Origin of the sequence: Pseudonocardia nantongensis (assembly GCF_046546495.1) — a bacterium.
GTDB classification, from domain to species: domain Bacteria; phylum Actinomycetota; class Actinomycetes; order Mycobacteriales; family Pseudonocardiaceae; genus Pseudonocardia; species Pseudonocardia nantongensis.
Map to the genome: position 1 here is coordinate 104,315 of NZ_JBKGXT010000017.1, position 21,390 is coordinate 125,704.

Consider the following 21,390-nt stretch of genomic DNA (forward strand, 5'->3'; position numbering starts at 1 on the left):
GTGGTCCCGCACAGCCCGGTCGATTGTGGGATCGCACGAATCTCCCCGGTCGGGACCGCGCCGCGTTCGTCGGTCGTGACCGTGCCGTGCGCCGTCCCGGCGGGCGCATGGTGACGCAGGTCGCAATCCGTCCACCGCCGTTCCCGGTCCCGGCCACCCGCCGCCGGAGCTCGCACGACCGCACCGTCGCGTCCCGGCGCCCGACCCGTCGGGCGTCCACCCCAGAACGAAGGTCCTCCGATGCGCCTGCCGCGCCGCCGCCCGTCCACCGCTCCCGACGACACCGCCCCCGACGACACCGCCCCCCGCGACACCGCCGATCCGGTACATCCGGTCGACGCCGTCCCGCCACCCGGGAGGCTCGCCGCCTACGGCCTGCAACACGTCCTCGCGTTCTACGCCGGCGCCGTCGTGGTGCCGATCCTGCTGGCGAACGCGATCGGCCTGGACGAGCGGCAGCTGATCCACCTGATCAACGCCGACCTGTTCACCTGTGGCATCGCCTCGATCATCCAGTCGGTCGGGCTCGGCCGTCGGATCGGCGTACGGCTGCCGCTGCTGCAGGGCGTCACCTTCACCGCGGTCTCGCCGATGATCGCGATCGGGCTGGCCGCGGGCGGCGGGACCGAGGGCCTGACCACGATCTACGGCGCGGTGATCGTCGCCGGTCTGGTGACGTTCTTCGCCGCCCCGTACTTCGCCCGGCTGCTGCGCTTCTTCCCGCCGGTCGTCACCGGCACGGTCATCACCGTGATCGGGCTGGCGCTGCTGCCGGTCGCCGCGACCGACGCCGTCGGCGGCGCGGACGCCGAGGATCCGGGCAACCCGCTGTACCTGGCCCTGGCACTGGGCACGCTGGCGGTGATCGTGCTGATCCAGCGGGTGTTCCGCGGATTCATGGCGACCGTCGCGGTGCTCGCCGGCCTGGTGCTCGGCACGCTGGCCTCGGTGCCGTTCGGGTTGGTCGAGCTGTCCGGGGTGGGGGAGTCGGACTGGGTCGGGGTCACCACTCCGTTCCACTTCGGGTGGCCGCAGTTCTCGGTCGCCGCGATCGTCTCGATGATCGTCGTCATGATGATCACCGCGGTGGAGACGACCGGCGACGTGATCGCCACCGGTGAGATCGTCGGGAAGAAGGTCGGGAGCGACGACGTCGCCCGTGCCCTGCGGGCCGACGGCGTCGCCACCACGCTCGGCGGCACCCTGAACTCGTTCCCCTACACCTGCTTCGCCGAGAACGTCGGCCTGGTCCGGCTGACCAGGGTCTCCAGCCGGTGGGTGGTCGCGGCGGCGGGCGTGTTCATGATCCTGATCGGGCTGGTGCCCAAGGCCGGCGCGCTGGTCGCCGCGGTGCCGCACCCGGTGCTCGGCGGGGCGGCCCTGGCGATGTTCGCGACGGTCGCCGTCGTCGGCATCCAGACGCTGTCCAAGGTGGACTTCCATGACCACCGCAACGTCGTGGTCGTCGGGTCCGGGATCGGGGTGGCACTGTTCGTGACGGTGCAGCCGGACGTCGCGCAGGCGCTGCCCGGGTGGGCGCAGGTGATCCTCGGGTCCGGTATCACCGCGGGCAGCATCGTCGCGATCGGGCTGAACCTGCTCTTCTTCCATACCGGACGCCGGCCCGCCCCGGCCGCGACGCCCGACACGGTCTCCTGCGACGAGATCGCCGGCCTGGACCGGGCCGGGTTCGCGGCGCTGTTCGGCACGCTGTGGGAGGGCCCGACCGACGTCCCCGCCCGGGTGCACGCCCGCGGCCCGTTCCCGGACGCGGCCACCCTGCGCGCCGCGCTGCAGGACGAGCTGTTCGCCGCGCCGGCCGGGGAGCAGCGGGCCCTGATGGCGCACTACCCGGACCTCGGCGGCCTGGTGCACGGTGCGCACAGCGGTCCGCGCGCCGCCGCTGGGACCGGCCCGGCGGCCACCCGTCCCGAGCCCGGTGCTGCCGCGGTGCCGGCCCTCCGGGACCGGCGCGGGCTGGCCCTGCTCGACGCCGACGACCGGGAGGAGCTCACCCGGGTCGCCGCGGACTACCGGGAGCGGTTCGGGTTCCCGCTGATCGTCTGCCTGCGCGACGCCGGGGACCGGTCCGCCCTGCTCGCCGCCGCCCGCCGCCGGCTCACCCACCCGTCCGCGCAGGAGCATGCGGCCGCGCTGGTGGAGGTGGCGAAGGTGGCCGGGCACCGGTTCGACGACCTGGTGCGGCCCGACCGTCCCGCGTGATCACCGGGGGTGGAGCGCGACGTTCGCTCAGCGAGGCTCCCGCTCCACGACGGTCGATCACCGGGACTGCAGCGCCAGGTAGAGGTCGACCCGGTCGGCGAACCGGGCCAGGTTCCGGCCGGTCAGCTCCTCGATCCGGCCGATCCGGTAACGGACGGTGTTCACGTGCAGGTGCAGCCGGGCCGCGCTCCGGCTCCAGGACCCGGACTCGTCGAGGAAGGTCTCCAGGGTCGCGGCCAGCTCGGTGCCGGTGCGGGCGTCATGGTCGGTGACCGGGCCGAGGACCTGGGCGGCGAACCCGCGCCGGACATCGTCGGGGACCCCGGCCAGCAACGCCACGTGCGAGGTGATCTCCCCGGCCCGGACCGACGCCACCGGGCCGGGGCGGGTCGCGGCGAGCCCGGCCGCGTGCTCGGCCTCGCCGAGCGCGCCGGACAGCGCGTCCGCGGCCGACGGCCGGGACGCGCCGGCGTGCAGCCGCCACCCGCCCACCCCCGGCCCGAGCCGGTGCAGCGCCGCGAGCACGCCCGTCACCGGGTCGGCACCGCCAGACGCGTCACCCGGGACGGCGAGGACGGCCACGGCGGCGTCACCGTGCACCCCGACGGCTGCCGGGCCGGTGCCGACCAGGGCGTCCACCAGCAGGGTGTGCGCGGTCCCCGGCGGGGCGCCGTCCGCGCGCAGCACCAGCACCGTCAGCGTGCCGTCCGGTTCCACCCCGGCCTGCCGCAGCCGGACCCGGGTCTCCGGGCGGTCGCCCTCGCCGGCCGCGATCCGGGCCAGGGCGTCGTCGGCGATCGGGCGGGCGACCGCGGTGCCCTCCCGGCGCCGGGACCGGTCCAGCGCCGCGATCGCGGCGAGCTCCCCGACGGCGTCCACGGCCTCGGTGTCCGGTTCCTCGCCGGCGGGGGACTCCGCGGCGACCAGCCAGCCGGTCGCCCGTGCGGTGCCCGGGGCGGCCGGGACGACCAGGTACCGGGCGGACCGGCAGCGCGCCGTCACCGGCAGCCGCTCGGCGGTCAGGAAACCCGCGACCACGGCGTCCCGCTCCGCCTCCGGCAGCGGCGGACCGGCCAGCAGGCCACCCCCGGCCGTCAGCACCCGGCAGGTCAGTCCGGTGCCGGTCGACACCGTCGCCGCCAGCTCGCTCAGCGCCGCCCCGCCCGCGAACGCCGCGAGCAGCCGCCGGTGCCGGCCGAGCGTGTGCGCGAGCCGGTCCCCGCGGGCCGCCGACAGCGTTCCGACGACGACCTCGGTGACGGCCCCGAAGGACACGTCCACCGGCACCGCGAGCAGCACCAGGTCGTGCCGCCGGCAGGCGTCCACGACGTCGTCGGGGACTTGGCCGAACACCGCCTCCCCGGCGACCAGCGCGGCCGCCCCGGCCGCGGCGACGGCGGCCACGAACCGCTCGCTGTCGGCCGCGCTCGTACGCCACACCAGCCCGGACAGCACCACCTCGCCGCCGCCGAGGTACCGCGACGGGTCAGGCAGGTCGGTGGTGTAGACCCAGCGCACCGGCCGGTCCAGCGCAGCGCCGCCGTCCCCGCCGTGCAGGACGCGCAGCCGCAGCTCCGGCCGGGCCACCAGCTCGGACAGCAACATTGGAGGAACCTACAACCGTCGTGGCCGCAGGCGGACACGATTCGTCATGGACGTGCCTTCTGTGCGTGACGTCGACGCGGTTCCCTGGCTGTCATGGAGCCGATCGTCATCGAGGGCGCGCACGTCGTCACCGTCAGCGGGCCGGAGTACCCGGATGGGCACGTCGTCGTCGAGGGGAACCGGATCGCGGGCGTCGGGGCGGGTCCGGCGCCGCGTCCGGACGGTGCGCGGGTGATCGACGGTCGCGGATGCCTGCTCACCCCCGGGCTGGTCAACACCCACCACCACCTCTACCAGTGGGTCACCCGCGGGCTCGCGGTCGACGCGACGCTGTTCGAATGGCTCTCGACGCTCTACCCGGTCTGGGCCGGGATCGACGAGCACGCCGTGCACACCGGCGCGACCGGGGCGCTGGCCCGGCTGGCGCTGTCCGGCTGCACCACCTCCACGGACCACCACTACGTCTTCCCGCGCGAGGGCGGCGACCTGCTCGGAGCCGAGATCGCGGCCGCGTCCGAGGTGGGCCTGCGGTTTCACCCCACCCGCGGGTCGATGGACCTGGGCCGCAGCTCCGGCGGGCTGCCGCCGGACCACGTCGTCGAGGACCCCGACACGATCCTGGCCGCGTCCGCCGACGCCGTCGCCCGCTGGCACGACCCGGCGCCGGACGCGATGACCCGGATCGCGCTCGCCCCGTGCTCGCCGTTCTCGGTGACCGGAGGCCTGATGCGCGACTCCGCGGCGCTGGCCCGCGAGCTCGGCGTCCGGATGCACACCCACCTCGCCGAGACCGCCGACGAGACCGACTTCTGCCGCGAGCACTTCGGCTGCACCCCCACCGAGTACGTCGCCGGCCTCGGCTGGACCGGCGACGACGTCTGGTTCGCCCACACCGTGCACCTCGACGACGACGCCGTGAAGACCATCGGCTCGACCGGCACCGGTGTCGCGCACTGCCCGACGTCGAACGGACGGCTCGGGGCCGGGATCGCCCGGGTCCGGGACCTGCTCGACGCCGGCGCCCGGGTCGGGCTCGGCGTCGACGGCGCCGCCTCCAACGAGGGCACCCACCTGCTGGAGGAGGTCAAGCACGCGGTGCTGTTCGCCCGCGCCGTCGGCGGGCCGACCGCGCTCGGGGTCCGGCAGGCCCTGGAGCTCGGCACCCTCGGCGGTGCCCGGGTGCTCGGTCGCGGCGACCAGATCGGTTCGATCGACACCGGGAAGCTGGCCGACCTGGCGCTGTGGCGGCTCGACGGCCTGGCGCACGCCGACGTCGCCGACCCGGTGGCCGCGCTGGTCCTCGGCTCACCGCCGCCGCTGCGGCTGCTGCTGGTCAACGGCCGGGCGGTCGTCGAGGACGACCGCGTCGGCACCGTCGACACCGACGCCGTCGCCGCCGAGTGCGCCGCGGTGCACCGCACGCTGCTCGACCGGGCGGGGTGAGCCCGGTGGACCTGCACACCGTCACCGGGTTCCGGCGGGCCCGCACGCGGGCCGATCTCGCGCTCGCGCCGGGGGAGCGCATCCTGGGCGGCGGGACCTGGCTGTTCTCCGAGCCGCAGCCCGACGTCACCGGCCTGGTCGACCTGACGACGATGGGCTGGGAACCGCTGACCGTCCGCGACGACGGCGGCCTCGACATCGCCGCCACAGCCACCATCGCCGAGCTGGCGCGGTTCGGGGAGGCGACCGGGCGGCCGCTGCTCGCGCAGTGCGCGCACGCGCTGCTGGCGTCGTTCAAGATCTGGCACACCGCGACCGTCGGCGGGAACGTCTGCCGGTCCTACGCCGCGGCCGGGATGGTGGCGCTGTGTGTCGCGCTCGACGGGGTGGCACTCGTCTGGACCCCGGACGGCGGCGGGTACCGGATCCCGGTCGCGGACCTGGTCACCGGGAACGGGACGAACGCGTTGCGGCCCGGTGAGGTGCTGCGCGCGCTCGAGCTCCCGGGACCCGCGCTGCGCGCCCGCACCGGGTTCCGGAAGATCGCGCTCGCCGACCTCGGGCGGTCCGGGGCTGTGCTCACCGGCCGGGTCGACGACGACGGGTCCTGCGTCTTCGGGATCACCGCCGCGACCGCCGCGCCCACCGCGTTGCGCTACCCGGCCCCGCCCGGGCCGGACCGGCTGCGCGCCGACGCCGCCGCGCTGCCCGGCTACTACACCGACCCGCTGGGCAGCGCGGACTGGCGGCGCCAGGTCAGCGGGGTACTGCTCGCCGAGATCCACGAGGAGGTCGCGGGATGAAGTTCCGGGTCAACGACGTCGAGTGCCACGACGAGCCGCGCCCCGGCCAGTGCACCCGCACCTTCCTGCGCGAGCACGGCCACACCGAGGTGAAGAAGGGCTGCGACGCCGGTGACTGCGGCGCCTGTGCCGTGCTGCTCGACGGGCGTCCGGTGCACTCCTGCATCGTCCCCGCCCAGCGGCTGGACGGCGCCGAGATCACCACGGTCTCGGGGCTCTCCCGGGACGGGGAGCTGCACCCGATGCAGCGGGCCTTCGTGGAGAACTTCGGGTTCCAGTGCGGGTTCTGCACCGCCGGTCAGATCGTCACCGCGGCCACCCTCACCGACGACGATCTGGACGACCTGCCGCGCCGGATGAAGGGCAACCTGTGCCGTTGCACCGGCTACCGCTCGATCCGCCAGTCGATCGAGGCCGGGGTACGCGCCGCCGGGGCCACCGAAGTGTCCCCGGGGGCACACTCGCCTCTGCCGGGGCCCCGAGGGTGCCCCTCGGACGGGGGGCCGGGCGCGATCGGGACGTCGGCGCACCCACCCGCGGCGGAGCGCGTCGTCACCGGGACCGAGCCCTTCACGTTCGACACCGACCTCACCGGCGCGCTGCACCTGCGGGTGCTCGCCGCCCCGCACGCGCATGCCCGGATCCGGTCGATCGACACCACCGCCGCGGCGGCCGCACCCGGGGTACACCTGGTGCTGACCCACCACGACGTCCCGGACGTCCGCTACTCCACCGCCCGGCACGAGCACCGCGACGACGACCCGGACGACACCCGGATGCTCGACGACGTCGTCCGGCACGTCGGGCAGCGGGTCGCCGCGGTCGTCGCGGAGACCCCGGCCCAGGCCGAGGCGGCCTGCCGGCTGATCGAGGTCGACTACGAGGTGCTGCCCGCCGTGCTGGATCCCGAGCAGGCCCGGCGCCCCGGCGCGCCGGTGCTGCACCCGGAGCGCACCCCGCACGACCGGGTCGACGACGCCGCCCGCAACGTCGTCCTCGCGGTGCACGGCGGGCACGGCGGCGACGTGACCGACGCGCTGGCCGCGTCGCCGGTCACCGTGTCCGGCACCTGGCGGACGTCGCGGGTCAGCCACGCCCAGCTCGAGTGCCACGGCGCGATCGGGTCCCTCGACGGCCCGCTGGAGGACGGGGGCCGGCTGGAGATCCGGGCCGGCACCCAGGTCCCGTTCCTCGCCCGCGACGAGCTGTCCCGGCTGCTGGACCTGCCGCCCGACCGGATCCGGGTCCGCACCGCGCGCCTCGGCGGCGGGTTCGGCGGCAAGCAGGAGATGTTCGCCGAGGACCTGGTGGGGCTGGCCGTGCTGCGCACCGGCCGGACCGTGGCGCACGAGTTCTCCCGCACCGACGAGTTTCAGCGCACCGCGCTGCGGCACCCGATGCGGGTCGGCGTCACCCTCGGCGCCGACGCCGACGGCCGGCTCACCGCGATGAAGCTCGACGTCCTGTCCGACACCGGCGCCTACGGCAACCACTCCCGCGGGGTGCTGTTCCACGCCGTCGCCGAGTCGGTCAGCGTCTACAACTGCCCGGTCAAGCACCTCGACGCCGAGGCCGTCTACACCAACAACGTCGCATCCGGGGCCTTCCGCGGTTACGGGCTCGGTCAGGTGCTGTTCGCCGTCGAGTCCGCGATGGACGAGCTCGCGGTCGCGCTGGACATGGACCCGTTCGCGCTGCGCCGGCTCAACATGGTGGGGCCCGGGGACCCGCTGCACGTCGCACACACCCCGGAACCGGAGCACGACCTGCACTGGACCAGCTACGGCATGGACCAGTGCCTGGACCTGGTCCGGGACGGGCTGGCCAGGGACGCGGGTGCCCCGGACCCGCCCGGTCCGCAGTGGCGGGTCGGGGAGGGGATGGCCCTCGGGATGATGACGACGATGGCGCCGTCCGGGCACGCGTCGACGGCGTCGGTCACGCTGCTGCCGGACGGCCGGTACCGCCTCGGCGTGGGCACCGTCGAGTTCGGCAACGGCACCACGACCACGCACCGCCAGGTCGCCGCGGCCGCGCTGGGGACCGTCCCGGACCGGGTCGTGCTGCACCACGGCGACACCGACGCCTGCGGCTACGACACCGGCGCGTTCGCCTCCGCCGGGACCACGGTGGCGGGCAAGGCGCTGCACCGTGCGGCACTGGAGCTGCGGGACCTGGTCCTGGCGGTGACCGGACCCGGGCAGCTGCACCCGGACGGCGTCCGGACGCCGGGCCGGGACTGGTCGTTCGCCGAGGTGCTGGAGGCGGCCGGGTGTCCGGACGGGATCACCGGCACCGGTAGCGAGCCGGGGGACGAGCGGGCGATCGTGGCGAACGTGCACGGCGCGCGGGTCGCGGTGAACGTCGCGACGGGCGAGGTTCGGGTGCTGCGCGCGGTGCACGCCGCCGACGCCGGCACCGTCCTGAACCCGGAGCAGCTGCGCGGGCAGATCGAGGGCGGGGTGGCGATGGGGGTGGGCTCCGCGCTGTACGAGGAGGTGCTGGTCGGCGACGACGGGGCGGTCGTCAACCCGATGTTCCGGGCCTACCGGGTGCCGCAGATGGCCGACGTCGGCCCGGTCGAGGTGCACTTCGCCGACACCCACGACGACCTGGGCCCGTTCGGCGCCAAGTCGATGAGCGAGGCGCCGTACAACCCGGTGGCCCCGGCGATCGGGAACGCGATCCGCCGGGCGCTGGGCGTGCGGCCCTACCACCAGCCGTTCTCCCGGGACCGGGTGTGGCGGTTGGCCGACGGTGCCGGCCTGGGCTGAGCTGTCCGGTGCCGGTCAGCCGAGCGCCCGCACCACCATCGCGACGGCCGCGCGGCGGCCGACCTCGTTCGCCGCGAGCGGGCTGTCGCCGGTGATGACGTTGCGGTCGGTCGTGCAGGCTCCGGTCATGTCCTGGTTGACGACGGTGATCCCGTCGTGGCTCAGCTGCTCGGCGAGCAGCCACGGGAGCTCACCGGGCAGGTACCCGATGTCGACGTTGGCGCCGGCGTCGAGGGCGTCCGGGAAGACGCACATGTCGTAGCCGGCGAACACCGAACGGTCCCGCCCGAGCGTCGTCGACAGGAAGGCGGCCGGACCGTGACAGAGCGAGACGATCAGGCGGTCCGTGGCCATCGCCCACTCCAGGGTGTCCCGCACATCGGTGCTGAACGGCAGGCCGGACAGCGCGCCGTGCCCGCCCGGGACGAACACGGCCAGGTAGTCGGAGTCCTCGCCGAGCTCGTCGGCGACGATGTCGGCCAGGGACTTCGGCGAGCGCCACTTCTCGATCACCTTGTCGCAGGCGCTGCGCACCGCCTCGTCCTCGCCCGGGTAGGCCCACCACTCGAACTTGGCGGGCTGGCCGGTCGGGGTGGCGATCTCGACGTCGAAGCCCGCCTCCAGCACGTGGTGCAGCGGCAGCAGCGTCTCGACCGGGTGGTTGCCGGTGGAGAACATGGTCCCGTTGCGCATCAGCAGGTAGCGCTCGCCGGTCGCGATCACCAGGATCTTCCACCGGCCGCCGGTGTAGGCACCGCGGTCGGTGCCCAGGCCGTCGAAGTCGGTCCTCGGCGCGGTGTAGGCGTCGAGCGAGTACGGCGAGGGGAAGAACGCGTGGGCCTCGGCCGGATCCGGCGTCGGTTCCCTGCTGAGGGTGCTGTCCTCGGTCACCATGCCTCCTCGTGATCGTGTTCCACCGGCGGGCAGCCTCGTGCCGGTGGCGTTCCCGGGGCGCCCGGCGCGGAAACGATCGCGCGATCGTTCACCAGCTTGTCAAGACAAGTTCGTGGACGGGAGGCCGTGCCGGTGTGAGGGTCCGACGATGACCGTCGCCGTCCCGCCGCGGTCGCTGCCGGGGGTGCCGGCGGCCCTCGCCGCCCTGCGCGCGGCGGGGACGCCGGTCGTGCTCACCACCGGGTTCGACCGGCAGGTCACCGGCCCGCTGCTCGCCGCGCTGCCGGCGGAGTTCACCGGTGAGCTGGACGGCGTGGTGTGCGCCGGGGACGTCGGCGCCGGCCGCCCGGACCCCGCGATGATCCACCGGGCGATGGCGCTGACCGGCGTCGACGACCCGGCCCGGGTGCTCACGGCCGGCGACACCGTGCTCGACGTCGAGGCCGGCCGCAACGCCCGGGCCGGCCACGTCATCGGGGTGCTCACCGGGGCCCAGACCCGCGAGGAGCTGGCCGCGGCCGGGCCGACCGGCATCGTCGACGGAGTGGTGGACCTACCCGGGCTGCTGGCGGTGCCGGACCCGGCCCGTCGGTTCTGACGATGACGGTGGCGACCCGGGCCTGTGGAATGCGGCTCACTCCACCCCGGACGCGGTGATGACCTCGACCAGGCGGGGGCCGCCATCGTCGAACGCCTCCTTCAGGGCGGCGGCGACCCCGGCGGCATCCCGGGCGGAGACGGCCGGCACCCCGTACCCCTCGGCGATCTTCACGAAGTCCAGGCCGGGGACGTCCAGGCCGGGCGTCTCGCCGGTACCCAGCAGCCCGGCGAACCCGCGCAGCGCGCCGTAGGTTCCGTTGCGGAGGATCACGAACACCACCGGGATCCGGTACTGGGCGGCGGTCCAGAGCGCGGTGATGCCGTAGTTCGCCGAGCCGTCGCCGACCAGCGCGACGACCCGCCGGGCATCCCCGTGCGCAAGCTGCGCCCCGACGGCGGCGGGCAGCCCGAATCCGAGCCCGCCGGAGGCCGGGAACAGGTAGCTGCCCGGCTCGCGCAGGTCGGCCTGGGCGAAGAACGCGTCGCTGGTGGAGGTGGACTCGACCACGTGCACCACGTCCGCCGGGGCGGCGTCACGGACCAGCGCGAACAGCTGCTCGGGCGGGACGTGGTCCTCGGCGCCGGCCGGTGCGGCGAACTCCGGGAGCGGGCCCAGCGGGCTCCGGCCGGACGCCGGGACCCGGTCCGCCAGCGCCGCCAGCGCGGGACCGACGGCGGCCACCCAGGCGTCGCCCATCGGGGCGCGGGCGGCCTCGTCCGGGTCCACGGTCAGGTGCAGCAGCCGGGCACCGGCCGGCAGCAGCTCGTCGGGCAGGAACTGGTGGTAGCGGAACACCGGCGCACCCGCGACCAGGACGACGTCGTGGCCGGTCAGCCGCGCGGTCACGTCCCGCACCGAGGCCGGCAGCACCCCGCGGAACGCCGGGTGCCGTGTCGGGAACGGGCAGCGCGACGCCGAGGGCGCCGCCCACACCGGGCAGGCCAGCGACTCGGCGAGGGCGACGGCGTCGGCGTTGGCCTCCTCGGCGTCGACCTGCGGGCCGAGCACCAGCACCGGGTCCTCCGCGGCGGCGAGCAGCCCGGCGAGCTCGTCGAGCTGCTCGGGACCCAGCGCGCCGCCGGCGACCGAGCGCCGCGCCGGCAGGTGCGCGGTGTGCGGGCCGGCCTCGACGGCCCAGTCGTCGTAGGGGACCGACAGGTAGACCGGTCCCCGCGGCGGCAGCAGCGCGGTGTGCACCGCCTGGGACAGCGAGCGCGGCACGTCCTGCGGGTCCAGCGGCTCGCCCGACCATTTGACCAGGGGTTTCGGCAGCGCCGCCGCGTCGACGTTGGTCAGCATGACCTCCTGGCCGACGGTGGAGCGGACCTGCTGGCCGGCCGTCAGGACCAGCGGGGAGTGCGCGTAGACGGCGTTGGTGAGCGCGCCCATCGCGTTCCCCGAGCCGGACGCGGCGTGCAGGTTCACCAGCGCCGGCCCGCCGGTGACCTGGGCGTAGCCGTCGGCCATGCCCAGCACGGCGCCCTCGTGCAGGCCCAGCACGTACCGGACGTCGCCGGGCATCGTGGCCAGGAACGGAAGCTCGTTCGATCCCGGGTTGCCGAACACGGTGTCGATGCCGTGCCCGCGCAACACCTGCCAGCCGACCTCGCCGATGGTCGCCATGCCGCCTCCTCGCGCCGTCCGGTCCGCCGGTCACGCTAGGCGCGCCACGGTGTGGCGCGCCACGGTGCTCCCGTACCGCGGAAGGCCGCCCGGTCTCAGGCCCCCGGGCGGAACGCGCGCCGGACCACGGCGGCGAGCGCGGCCCGCCGCCGGTCGTGCTCGGCCGCGGTGTCGGCAGGATCCGCGGCGGATCGCCGGCACCGGGTCCGGCGGCGTGCCGCCCACCCGCGAGATGCTGGACTTCTCCGCCGCGCACGGCATCATGGCCGACGTCGAGGTGCTCCCGCCCGGCTGGACGAGGCGTTGGACCGGCTGGCCCGCGGGGACGTGCGGTTCCGGTTCGTCGTCGATCTGGAGGCAGCGTGACGGCTCAGGCCGGCCCGGTGGGGTCGCGGTCGGCGACCACCTGCAGCGCGGCCCGCTCCGGAGTGGCCGCGGTGATGTCCTCCGGCCAGGACTCGACGACCGCGGTGGCCCAGTCCGCCCACCGCTCGGTGGCCTCCGAGACGTCCGACAGGTAGCGCCCGACCAGCGTGTTCAGCGCCGCCCGGTCCGGGAACGGGGCCTCGCCGGTCAGGTAGGAACGGGCGATCGCCCCGTCCACCGCGGCCTGCTCGCGGGCCCACTCCCGGGTCGCGGCGATCGTCCGCAGCAGGTCGGCGCGGGTGCCGTGGTCGGCGAGGAACACCTTCAGCAGCTGCTCGGACTCCATCGACGGCGGGGTGCCCGGCCGGGCCAGCCAGCGGGCCAGCTCGGCGCGGCCGTCCGGCGTGATCGTGTAGACGGTGCGCCGCCGACGGCCCTGCACCTGGGTCTCGCCGGTCGCCAGCCCGAGCGCGACCAGCTTGCGCGGTTCCTCGTAGAGCTTGCTGGCCGCGCGCGGCCAGAACCGGGCCAGGCTGCGCCGGATCTGCCGGGTCAGCTCGTAGGTGCTCCACGGCCGGACCGCCAGCAGCCCGAGCGTCGCGAACGAGGTGGTCGTCAACGTCCGGCCACGAGTCACGGAACCGGACCCTGCCACACCCCTCGGAGAGCGCTCCCCAAGGGAGCATGTTTCCCCGGAACGGGTGGGCCGGTCAGGAACCGGCGCGGATGTCCGACGGGTGCGTCGTGAGCGGCGTGACCTCCATGCTCATGTACGGGAACAGCGGCAGCCCCGAGAGGATCTCGTGCAGCTGCGCGTTGTCACGCACCTCGAAGATCGACAGGTTGGCGTACTCGCCGACGCAGCGCCAGATGCTCACCCACTCGCCCGAGTGCTGCCACTCCTGGGAGAACGCCTTCTCCCGGGCGAGCAGGTCGGCCCTGGCCTCGGGATCCATGTCGGTCGGGAGGTCGACCACCATCCGGACCGCGAACCGCTCGGCCATCAGGCGGGGTCCAGCGCGAAGTCGTAGGTGACCTGCTCACCCTGGCCGGACACGACCGGCGTCGGGTGCAGGACCAGGTCCGGCTTCACGGCCTGGGCGACGTCGTCGGCGACGTAGTCCCCACCGGAGAAGTAGAGCTGGCTGGTGATCAGCTGCCTGCCCGGCGCCGACACCTTCAGGTGCAGGTGGGCGGGCCGCCAGGGGTGCCAGCCGGCCGCCTCGATCAGCGCGCCGCAGGCCCCGTCGTGCGGGATCATGTAGGGCGCCGGCTTGATCGTGTGGATCTTGAACGTGCCGTCGGCGGCGGTCCTGCACACGCCGCGCAGGTTCCACTCCGGCAGGCCAGGGGCAAACTGCGAGTAGTAGCCAGCGTCGTCAGCCTGCCAGAAGTCGACCACCGCGTCCTCGATCGGCGTGCCGTCGAGGCCGGTGACGGTGCCCTGGAACAGGAACGGGGTGCCGGCCTCGCTGTCCCGCATCGGCAGCGTGCCCTCGCCGGTGAACTCCGGCGCGCCGGGCACGTAGTACGGGCCCTCGATGCTGCCCTTCGCGCCCTTGCGGTCGGCGTTGGCGACGTCCTCGACGACGTGCTCGACGAACACGTCCAGGAACAGCGGCCACTCGCCGTCCTGCCCGACCCGGATCAGCCAGGACTTCAGCGCGTCGTACTCGGCGTAGGTGACCTGGTGCCTGCGGATGACGTCGTGCAGCGCGGCCAGCGCGTCCTTGGCGACGGCGCTGACCCGGGCCGGGTCGGCCTGGCCGGCGTTCTCCCGGGCCTTCTTCTGGAACGTCTCGGTCGCGCTCTGGCCGGAGCCGGCCGCGGTGGCGTCTCTCTCGATGGTCATGGTGGTGATCTCCAACCTCGGTGTCGGTTCAGGAATGTCGGCTCAGGAATCGGTGCGGTAGTGCTCGAGCTTGTCCGGGTCGATCTCGACGCCGATCCCGGGCCCGGTGGGGACGCGCAGCTCCCCGCCGGTGATCACGAGCGGGTCGACGAGCAGGTCGTCGGCCATGTCCAGGTAGTTCGACAGCTCCCCGGCGCGGGCGCTGGTGTGCCGGTGCGCGGCGCCGAAGGCGACGGTGCAGGCGGTGCCGAGCTGGCCGTCGATCTGGTTGCCCATCACGACCTCGGCACCGAGCCCCTCGCACAGGTGCAGCACCCGCTGGGAGCCGGTGAACCCGGTCCGTGCGGTCTTGATGCTGACCATCGTGGCGGCCCCGTCGAGCAGCTCCCGGGTCACCTCGCCGGGGCGGGTGGCGGACTCGTCGGCGACCGTCGGGACCGAGGTGCGGCCGGTCAGCCAGCGCCGGCCGAGCACCTGGTCGGCCGGCATGAGCTCCTCGGACAGGGTCAGCCCGAGGTCGGCCATGTCGTCCAGGGCCCGGGCCGCCTCGGAGGCGCTCCAGCCGCGGTTGCCGTCCACGTAGAGCTCGGCGTCCGGCCCGAGGGCCTCGCGCAGGGCCCGGCAGGCGCCGGTGTCCAGGGACACCGGTCGGCGACCGACCTTGACCTTGAACGTCGAGATGCCGTGCTCGTCTCGCATGCGCAACGCCTCGGCGACCATCACGTCGTCCGGGGCGAAGCCGACCATGTGCGAGACCCGCATGCGGTCGGTGTACCCGCCCAGCAGCTCGGTCACCGGTACGTCCAGCCGGCGGCCGATCGCGTCCCAGACCGCCATGTCCAGCGCGGCCTTGGCGGTCGGGTTGGCGATCGTGCGGTCCAGCACCGCGTGGACCTTCTCGCGGTCGAACAGGGACAGCCCGACGATCTCCGGCGCGAACACGGTGTCGATCACCGTGCGGATCGAACCCTGGGTCTCGCCGTAGGTGTAGGGCCGGGGAGGGGCCTCCGCGACGCCGACGACCCCATCCTCGGCGTGCACCCGGACCAGCACGTGGTCCGCGGCGTGCACCTCGCCGCTGGCGAAGCGCATCGGCTTGCGGTACGGCACGGCGAACGGGATCGCCTCGATGGCGACGATCTTCACGGGGAACCTCCGGGAACGGGTACGGCGGGCCGGGTCGAGCGGGTCTCGAGCTCGTCCGCGTGGTCGGCGAGCACGTCCAGCAGCCGGACGAGGGCGGGGGAGCGGTCGTCGGTGCGCCAGGCCACGGCCAGGTCCACCCGCAGCTCCTCCTCCAGGTCCGGGTAGGCGACGCCCTCGGTGCCGAGTGCGCGCACCGACTCCGGCAGCAGTGCGACCCCCTCGCCGGCGGCGACGTGGGTCAGCAGGATCGGGGTGGCGGCCGCCTCGGCGACCCGGCGGGGCAGGAACCCGGCGTTCAGGCAGCCCGCCGCGGCGACCGAGTCGACCACCGAGGCGGGCGCGCCGTAGGCGACGAAGCCCTCCTCGCGCAGCTCGGTGACCGAGACGGCGTCCCGGCCGGCCAGCCGGTGGTCGGCGGGCAGCGCCGCGACCAGCCGTTCCCGGGAGACCGTGCGGGTGGACAGCTCCGGCCGGACCACCGGGGGACGCAGCACCGCGAGGTCGATCCGGCGCTCGTCGAGCGCGTCCTCCTGGGCCGCGGTCAGCAGCCCCGGGCGGAACCGCAGGGTGACCGCGGGCATCCGGGCCGCGACGAGCCGGGCCAGCCGGGGCAGCAGCCGGTACGCGGCCAGGTCGGTGGTGCCGACGGTGAGCAACCCGTCGCTGCCGGCGGCGACCCGCTCCACGCGGCTGCGCGCGTCGTCGACCGAGGCGAGGATGCGGTGGGCGTCCTCGAGCAGGGTCCGGCCGGCCGCGGTCAGGTCGACCCGGCGGGTGGTGCGGTCGAACAGCGTCGTGCCGACCTGGCCCTCCAGCTGCCGGATGGCCTGGGACAGCGGGGACTGGGCCATGTGCAGGCGCTCGGCGGCCCGCCCGAAATGCCGGGTCTCGGCGACGGCGACGAAGTAGCGCAGCTGGCGCAGATCCATCGCGGTGGCCCTCCTCCCGGCTCGCTCATTGAGACGAAACACATCGTAGAGCCGACTCGGAAGGAGACACAAAGACTGAATGACGCGTGATTGAGAGGCTGTGCATCCGAGACCCTCCTGGGCCAGGACTAGGTACTCGCCCGGGGTGCGCCGGGCCACGGTTCTGCCACCGTCATGGGAATTCCCGACACCGCTGGAGGACGCCGATGACTGCCGACCTCACCCACCTCACCTCCGTGCTCGACGACGCCGTCGTCGACGACCCGGACGCCGGCAAGTACCTCGTCAACCGCCGGATCTTCACCGACGAGGAGATCTTCGAGCTGGAGATGAAGCACATCTTCGAGGGCAACTGGGTCTTCCTCGCCCACGAGAGCCAGATCCCGGAGAACGGCGACTACCTGGCGACCTACATCGGCCGGCAGCCGGTGCTGATCACCCGGGACAAGCAGGGCGAGCTGCACCTCATGATCAACGCCTGCGCGCACCGCGGGGCGATGCTGTGCCGGCGCAAGACCGACAACCGGATGACCTTCACCTGCCCGTTCCACGGCTGGACGTTCCGCAACGACGGGACGCTGCTCAAGGTGAAGGACCCGGACGGTGCCGGCTACCCGGAGAACTTCGCCACCGACGGCTCGCACGACCTGACCAAGGTGGCCCGGTTCGACTCGTACCGCGGGTTCCTGTTCGGCTCGCTGAACCCGGACGTGCAGGACCTGGACGAGCACCTCGGTGACACCCGCACGGTGATCGACATGCTGGTCGACCAGTCCCCCGAGGGGCTGGAGGTGCTGCGCGGCTCGTCGAGCTACACCTTCGACGGCAACTGGAAGGTCCAGGCCGAGAACGGTGCGGACGGCTACCACGTCTCCTCGGTGCACTGGAACTACGCGGCCACGACCTCGCGGCGCAGCAGCGGCGAGTCGAAGAACGAGACCAAGGCCCTCGACGCCGGCGGCTGGGGCAAGTCCGGCGGCGGCTACTGGTCCTACCCGAACGGCCACCTCTGCCTGTGGACCTGGGCGCCGAACCCCCAGGACCGGCCGCTCTGGAGCGAGATGGACCGGCTGAAGGAGAAGTTCGGCGAGGCCAAGGGCGAGTTCATGGTCAAGGGCTCCCGCAACCTCTGCCTCTACCCGAACGTCTACCTGATGGACCAGTTCTCCACCCAGATCCGGCAGTTCCGGCCGATCGCGCCGAACAAGACCGAGGTGACGATCCACTGCATCGCGCCCAAGGGGGAGAGCGACGCCGCGCGGGCGCACCGGATCCGGCAGTACGAGGACTTCTTCAACGCCTCCGGCATGGCCACCCCGGACGACCTGGAGGAGTTCCGCTCCTGCCAGCTCACCTTCGAGGCCACGGCCGCCCCGTGGAACGACATGTCCCGCGGCGCGCAGCACTGGCTGAGCGGCCCGGACGAGGTCGCCACCGCACTCGGCATGGAGAACGTGATCTCGGCCGGGCAGAAGAACGAGGACGAGGGGCTCTACCCGGTCCAGCACGGCTACTGGCGCGACACCCTGCGGCGGGCCGTCGAGTCCGAGGAGCAGTCGATCGTGAAGGAAGAGCAGCGCCAGCACCGCTGACCAGCACCGCCGGCCACCACCACCGCCGGCCACCAGCGCCCGTCCCGATCCGGCCGAAGGAGCCCGAACCGTGACCACCACCGAACGTCCCAGCACCGCACCTGCCGGCACCGCACCTGCCGGCACCGCACCTGCCGGCACCGAGCGGTCCAGCACGCTGATCACCCAGAACGCCATCGAGCAGTTCCTCTACCGGGAGGCCCGCTACCTCGACGACCGCGAGTTCGAGAAGTGGCTCGAGTGCTACGCCGACGACGTCGTCTACTGGATGCCGTCCTGGGCCGACGACGACCGGCTCACCGAGGACCCGCAGCGGGAGATCTCGCTGATCTACTACGGGAACAAGGGCGGCTTGGAGGACCGGGTATTCCGGATCCGCACCGAGCGGTCGTCGGCGACGTCCCTGCCCGAGCCGCGGACCAGCCACAACATCTCCAACGTGGAGGTCATCGAGCGGCGCGGCGACCTGGTCGACGTCCGGTTCAACTGGCACACGATGTACTTCCGGTACAAGACGATCGACCCGTACTACGGCACGTCGTTCTACACGATCGACTTCTCCGGCGAGACCCCGCTGATCCGCCGCAAGACCGTGGTGCTCAAGAACGACTACATCCACCACGTCGTCGACATCTACCACTTCTGAGGAGGCCGCCATGGCAGCAACGACTGCCGCACACGAGGCGGCTGCATCGACGGCCACGCACAAGGTGGCTGCATCGACGGCCACGCACAAGGTGGCTGCATCGACGGCCACGCACAAGGTGGCGCTGGCCTTCGAGGACGGCGTCACCCGCTTCGTGACCTGCCAGGAGGACCAGTCGGTCGCTGACGCGTCCTACCGGTCCCGGATCAACATCCCGGTCGACTGCTCGGACGGCGCCTGCGGCACCTGCAAGGCGTTCTGCGAGTCCGGCGACTACGACCGCGGCTCCTACGTCGACGACGCGCTGTCCCCCGACGAGGCCGAGCAGGGCTACCTGCTGGCCTGCCAGGCGAAGCCGCGCTCGGACCTGGTCGTGCAGATCCCGACGACCTCGGCCGTCGCCAAGACCTCCGCCGCCACGCACGGGGGCACCGTGACCGGCCTGGACCGGCTCTCGCCGACCACGGTACGGCTGAGCGTGCAGGTCTCCGACCGGGACAAGCTGGCGTTCCTGCCCGGTCAGTACGTCAACATCGCGGTGCCGGGCAGTGCTGATGCCCGTTCCGCTGGCGCTCCTTCCGGCGAGGTGACCCGGTCGTACTCGTTCGCCTCCGGCCCGGACGACCAGGAGCTGAGCTTCCTGGTCAAGCTCAGCCCGGGCGGGGTGATGTCGGAATGGCTGACCGAGCGCGCCGTGGTCGGTGACCAGCTGTCGCTGACCGGCCCGCACGGCAGCTTCTTCCTGCGCGAGTCCGACGCGCCGGTGCTGCTGCTCGCCGGCGGCACGGGGCTGGCGCCGATCCTGTCCATCCTGCGCACCCTGGAGGCCACCGGCGCCCGGCGACCGGTGCACCTGGTCTACGGCGTGACCACCGACGACGATCTCGTCGAGCTCGACACGATCCGCGCGCTCGCCGACTCGGTGGGCGTGAGCTGGGACTTCTGTGTCGCCGACCCGGCGACGACGGCGGCGAACCAGGGGTACGTGACCGCCCTGTTCGGGGCCGAGGAGCTGCACGGCGGGGACGCCGCGGTCTACCTGTGCGGGCCGCCCGCGATGGTCGAGGCCGTGCGCGGCGACCTCGCGGAGCGGGAGCTGGAGCCGACCGGCTTCTACTACGAGAAGTTCGCCCTCGCCGCGGTCCCCGAGTCCGGGGCCGGGACCCCGGGGGACGCCGAGGAGGAGGCCGCGCCGGAGCCGGCGTCCGCGGTCCCGGCCACGCCCGAACCCGAGCCGGAGACGCCGCGGCGCACGGTCACGGCCGGTGGCGACGGGGCGGAGCTGCTCACCCTCGCCGGCCGGGAGGGCGGCGCCGTGCTCGGCCAGGACCTGACCCGCTTCGGCGACCCGGAGCCGCTGCACGCCGGGGGCGCCCCCGATTCCGTGGGGGGTGCCGAGCCCGAGCGGGCGCTCCTCGGCCAGCGGGTGTTCGAGCCGATGGCCGACCCGGGACCCGACGCCGCCGCCGGCCCGCTGGACGAGGACGAGGACCTCATCGTCGCTCCGGAGGGGGCCCGGGGGATCGGACCGGACACGATGCTGCCGCCGTCCGACCTCGCCCCGCTGGTCGCCCCGGTCACCGGGCCGGCCGACCCGGCCGGGCCCGTCTCCGAGGACGGGTACGAGATCGGCGAGGAGCACCCGGACATCCACTCCTCGGACGCGATCTTCGACGCCCGCGAGGCGCTGGAGCTCGGCGCGCTCGAGCTGGTGCTCGGGCGGCTGTCGTCCCGGGAGATCGCCGGGTACCGGCTGCTGGCCGAGTCGACGCTGCCCTACGTCGACCGGGAGGGCGAGCGGTTCACCGACGCGGCCGCCTACACCGAGACCAACGCCGCGTTCCACGACTACCTGTTCACCCGCACCGGCAACGCCCACCTGCTGCGCGCCTACCAGGCGCTCGGCGTGGAGGGGGCGATGACCGAGACCCTGCGTTCGGCCGTGTGGTGCCACCCGGACTGCGCGCAGGACCACCTCGACATCGTCGACGCGATCGAGGCGGGCGACCGGGCCGAGGCGCGCCGGCTGATCAGCACGCACGCCGCGAACTCCAAGGCCACCATGCGACGGGCGATGCGCGACGCTGCCGTGTCGAAGCGGCCGCGGTTCGTCACCCCCGGCCGGTTCGACGGCCTGGTCGTGCTGGTCACCGGCGCGGCCCAGGGGATCGGCGAGGCGGTCGCCCGACGGATCGGTGCCGAGGGCGGGTCGCTGGTGCTCGCCGACCGATCCGACGAGGTCAAGACCCTGGCCGACGAGCTGTCCGGGGAGGCGGTGACCGCCGACCTGGAGCAGTGGGAGGGTGCCGAGGCGGTCGTCGCCGCGGCGCTGGAGCGGCACGGCCGGATCGACGTCGCGGTGCACACCGTCGGCGGGACGATCTGGGCCAAGCCGTTCGAGCACTACCCGCCCGAACAGATCCGGGCCGAGATCGACCGGTCGCTGTGGCCGACCCTGTGGGGCTGCCGCGCGGTCGCCCCGCACATGATCGAGCAGGGTTCCGGGACGATCCTGAACGTCTCGTCGGTGGCGACCCGGGGCCTGAACCGGGTGCCCTACGCCGCGGCCAAGGGCGGGGTCAACGCGATCACCTCGGCGCTGGCGATGGAGCTCGCGCCGCACGGGATCCGGGTCGCGGCCACCGCGCCCGGCGGCACCGACGCGCCGCCCCGGCGGGTCCCGCGCGGCCCGGCCCCGGAGACCGAGACCGAACAAGGCTGGTACTCCACGATCGTCGAGCAGACCACCGAGTCGTCGCTGCTCAAGCGGTACGGCACGCTCGACGAGCAGGCCGCCGCGATCACCTTCCTGGCCTCGCCCGAGGCGTCCTACATCACCGGGACGGTGCTGCCGGTGGCCGGCGGCGACCTCGGCTGATCCCCGGCCCGTGGT

16 protein-coding genes are annotated in these 21,390 nt (G+C 73.9%); 8 read left to right on the forward strand and 8 right to left on the reverse strand.

Features of this window, described 5'->3' with window-relative positions; genetic code table 11:
- Positions 1–240 precede the first annotated feature (240 nt).
- A complete protein-coding gene (locus ACLFMI_RS18925) occupies positions 241–2,223 on the forward strand; it encodes a solute carrier family 23 protein (protein WP_410949221.1) in 1,983 nt (660 codons plus the stop codon).
- A gap of 57 nt (positions 2,224–2,280) precedes the next feature.
- Here ACLFMI_RS18925 and ACLFMI_RS18930 read toward each other — a convergent pair whose 3' ends face one another.
- Entirely contained in the window at positions 2,281–3,828 is a 1,548-nt protein-coding gene (locus tag ACLFMI_RS18930; RefSeq protein WP_410949222.1) for a PucR family transcriptional regulator, read from the reverse strand.
- 93 nt (positions 3,829–3,921) lie between these two features.
- Here ACLFMI_RS18930 and ACLFMI_RS18935 point away from each other — a divergent pair, with 93 nt between their 5' ends.
- Genes ACLFMI_RS18935 through ACLFMI_RS18945 form a run of 3 tightly spaced genes read left to right on the forward strand, consistent with a single transcriptional unit; the run spans position 3,922 to position 8,848 of the window.
- Positions 3,922–5,271, forward strand: a complete 1,350-nt coding sequence (locus ACLFMI_RS18935) for an 8-oxoguanine deaminase (protein ID WP_410949223.1) — start codon at positions 3,922–3,924, stop codon at positions 5,269–5,271.
- A 5-nt stretch (positions 5,272–5,276) separates the two neighbouring features.
- Positions 5,277–6,074: an FAD binding domain-containing protein gene (locus ACLFMI_RS18940; RefSeq protein ID WP_410949224.1), complete on the forward strand. Its 798-nt coding sequence runs from the start codon at positions 5,277–5,279 to the stop codon at positions 6,072–6,074.
- A complete protein-coding gene (locus ACLFMI_RS18945; RefSeq protein WP_410949225.1) occupies positions 6,071–8,848 on the forward strand; it encodes a molybdopterin-dependent oxidoreductase in 2,778 nt (925 codons plus the stop codon). Before ACLFMI_RS18940 ends, ACLFMI_RS18945 begins: the two co-directional genes overlap by 4 nt.
- A gap of 15 nt (positions 8,849–8,863) precedes the next feature.
- Here the strand turns inward: ACLFMI_RS18945 and hchA are convergent, their stop codons facing one another.
- Positions 8,864–9,739, reverse strand: a complete 876-nt coding sequence (gene hchA / locus ACLFMI_RS18950) for a glyoxalase III HchA (protein WP_410949226.1) — start codon at positions 9,737–9,739, stop codon at positions 8,864–8,866.
- Between the two features lie 151 nt (positions 9,740–9,890).
- On the opposite strand from hchA, the gene ACLFMI_RS18955 reads away from it, so the two are divergent.
- Positions 9,891–10,340 (forward strand): HAD family hydrolase, encoded by a 450-nt coding sequence (locus tag ACLFMI_RS18955; protein WP_410949227.1) that lies wholly within the window; start codon positions 9,891–9,893, stop codon positions 10,338–10,340.
- A 36-nt stretch (positions 10,341–10,376) separates the two neighbouring features.
- On the opposite strand, the gene mdlC is transcribed toward ACLFMI_RS18955, so the two are convergent.
- The 6 genes from mdlC to ACLFMI_RS18985 form a co-directional block, all read right to left on the reverse strand.
- The gene (mdlC, locus tag ACLFMI_RS18960) at positions 10,377–11,966 is read right to left on the reverse strand and encodes a benzoylformate decarboxylase (protein WP_410949228.1); all 1,590 of its coding nucleotides are present in this window, start codon (positions 11,964–11,966) and stop codon (positions 10,377–10,379) included.
- 370 nt (positions 11,967–12,336) lie between these two features.
- Positions 12,337–12,969 carry a helix-turn-helix transcriptional regulator gene (locus ACLFMI_RS18965; protein ID WP_410949229.1) on the reverse strand — a complete coding sequence of 211 codons (633 nt, stop codon included), beginning with the start codon at positions 12,967–12,969 and terminating at the stop codon, positions 12,337–12,339.
- A gap of 73 nt (positions 12,970–13,042) precedes the next feature.
- Entirely contained in the window at positions 13,043–13,336 is a 294-nt protein-coding gene (locus ACLFMI_RS18970; protein WP_410949230.1) for a muconolactone Delta-isomerase family protein, read from the reverse strand.
- Entirely contained in the window at positions 13,336–14,184 is an 849-nt protein-coding gene (catA, locus tag ACLFMI_RS18975) for a catechol 1,2-dioxygenase (protein WP_410949231.1), read from the reverse strand. Before catA ends, ACLFMI_RS18970 begins: the two co-directional genes overlap by 1 nt.
- A gap of 42 nt (positions 14,185–14,226) precedes the next feature.
- Complete coding sequence (locus ACLFMI_RS18980) at positions 14,227–15,330, reverse strand: mandelate racemase/muconate lactonizing enzyme family protein (protein ID WP_410949232.1); 1,104 nt, start codon at positions 15,328–15,330, stop codon at positions 14,227–14,229.
- Positions 15,327–16,259 (reverse strand): LysR substrate-binding domain-containing protein, encoded by a 933-nt coding sequence (locus tag ACLFMI_RS18985; protein ID WP_410949233.1) that lies wholly within the window; start codon positions 16,257–16,259, stop codon positions 15,327–15,329. Before ACLFMI_RS18985 ends, ACLFMI_RS18980 begins: the two co-directional genes overlap by 4 nt.
- A 206-nt stretch (positions 16,260–16,465) precedes the next feature.
- Here ACLFMI_RS18985 and benA point away from each other — a divergent pair, with 206 nt between their 5' ends.
- From benA to benC, 3 genes are all read left to right on the forward strand, one after another.
- A complete protein-coding gene (gene benA / locus ACLFMI_RS18990) occupies positions 16,466–17,851 on the forward strand; it encodes a benzoate 1,2-dioxygenase large subunit (protein ID WP_410949234.1) in 1,386 nt (461 codons plus the stop codon).
- A 157-nt stretch (positions 17,852–18,008) separates the two neighbouring features.
- On the forward strand, positions 18,009–18,497 hold the full coding sequence (gene benB / locus ACLFMI_RS18995; protein WP_410949256.1) for a benzoate 1,2-dioxygenase small subunit: 489 nt from the start codon (positions 18,009–18,011) through the stop codon (positions 18,495–18,497).
- Between the two features lie 10 nt (positions 18,498–18,507).
- The gene (gene benC, locus ACLFMI_RS19000) at positions 18,508–21,375 is read left to right on the forward strand and encodes a benzoate 1,2-dioxygenase electron transfer component BenC (RefSeq protein ID WP_410949235.1); all 2,868 of its coding nucleotides are present in this window, start codon (positions 18,508–18,510) and stop codon (positions 21,373–21,375) included.
- Positions 21,376–21,390 lie beyond the last annotated feature (15 nt).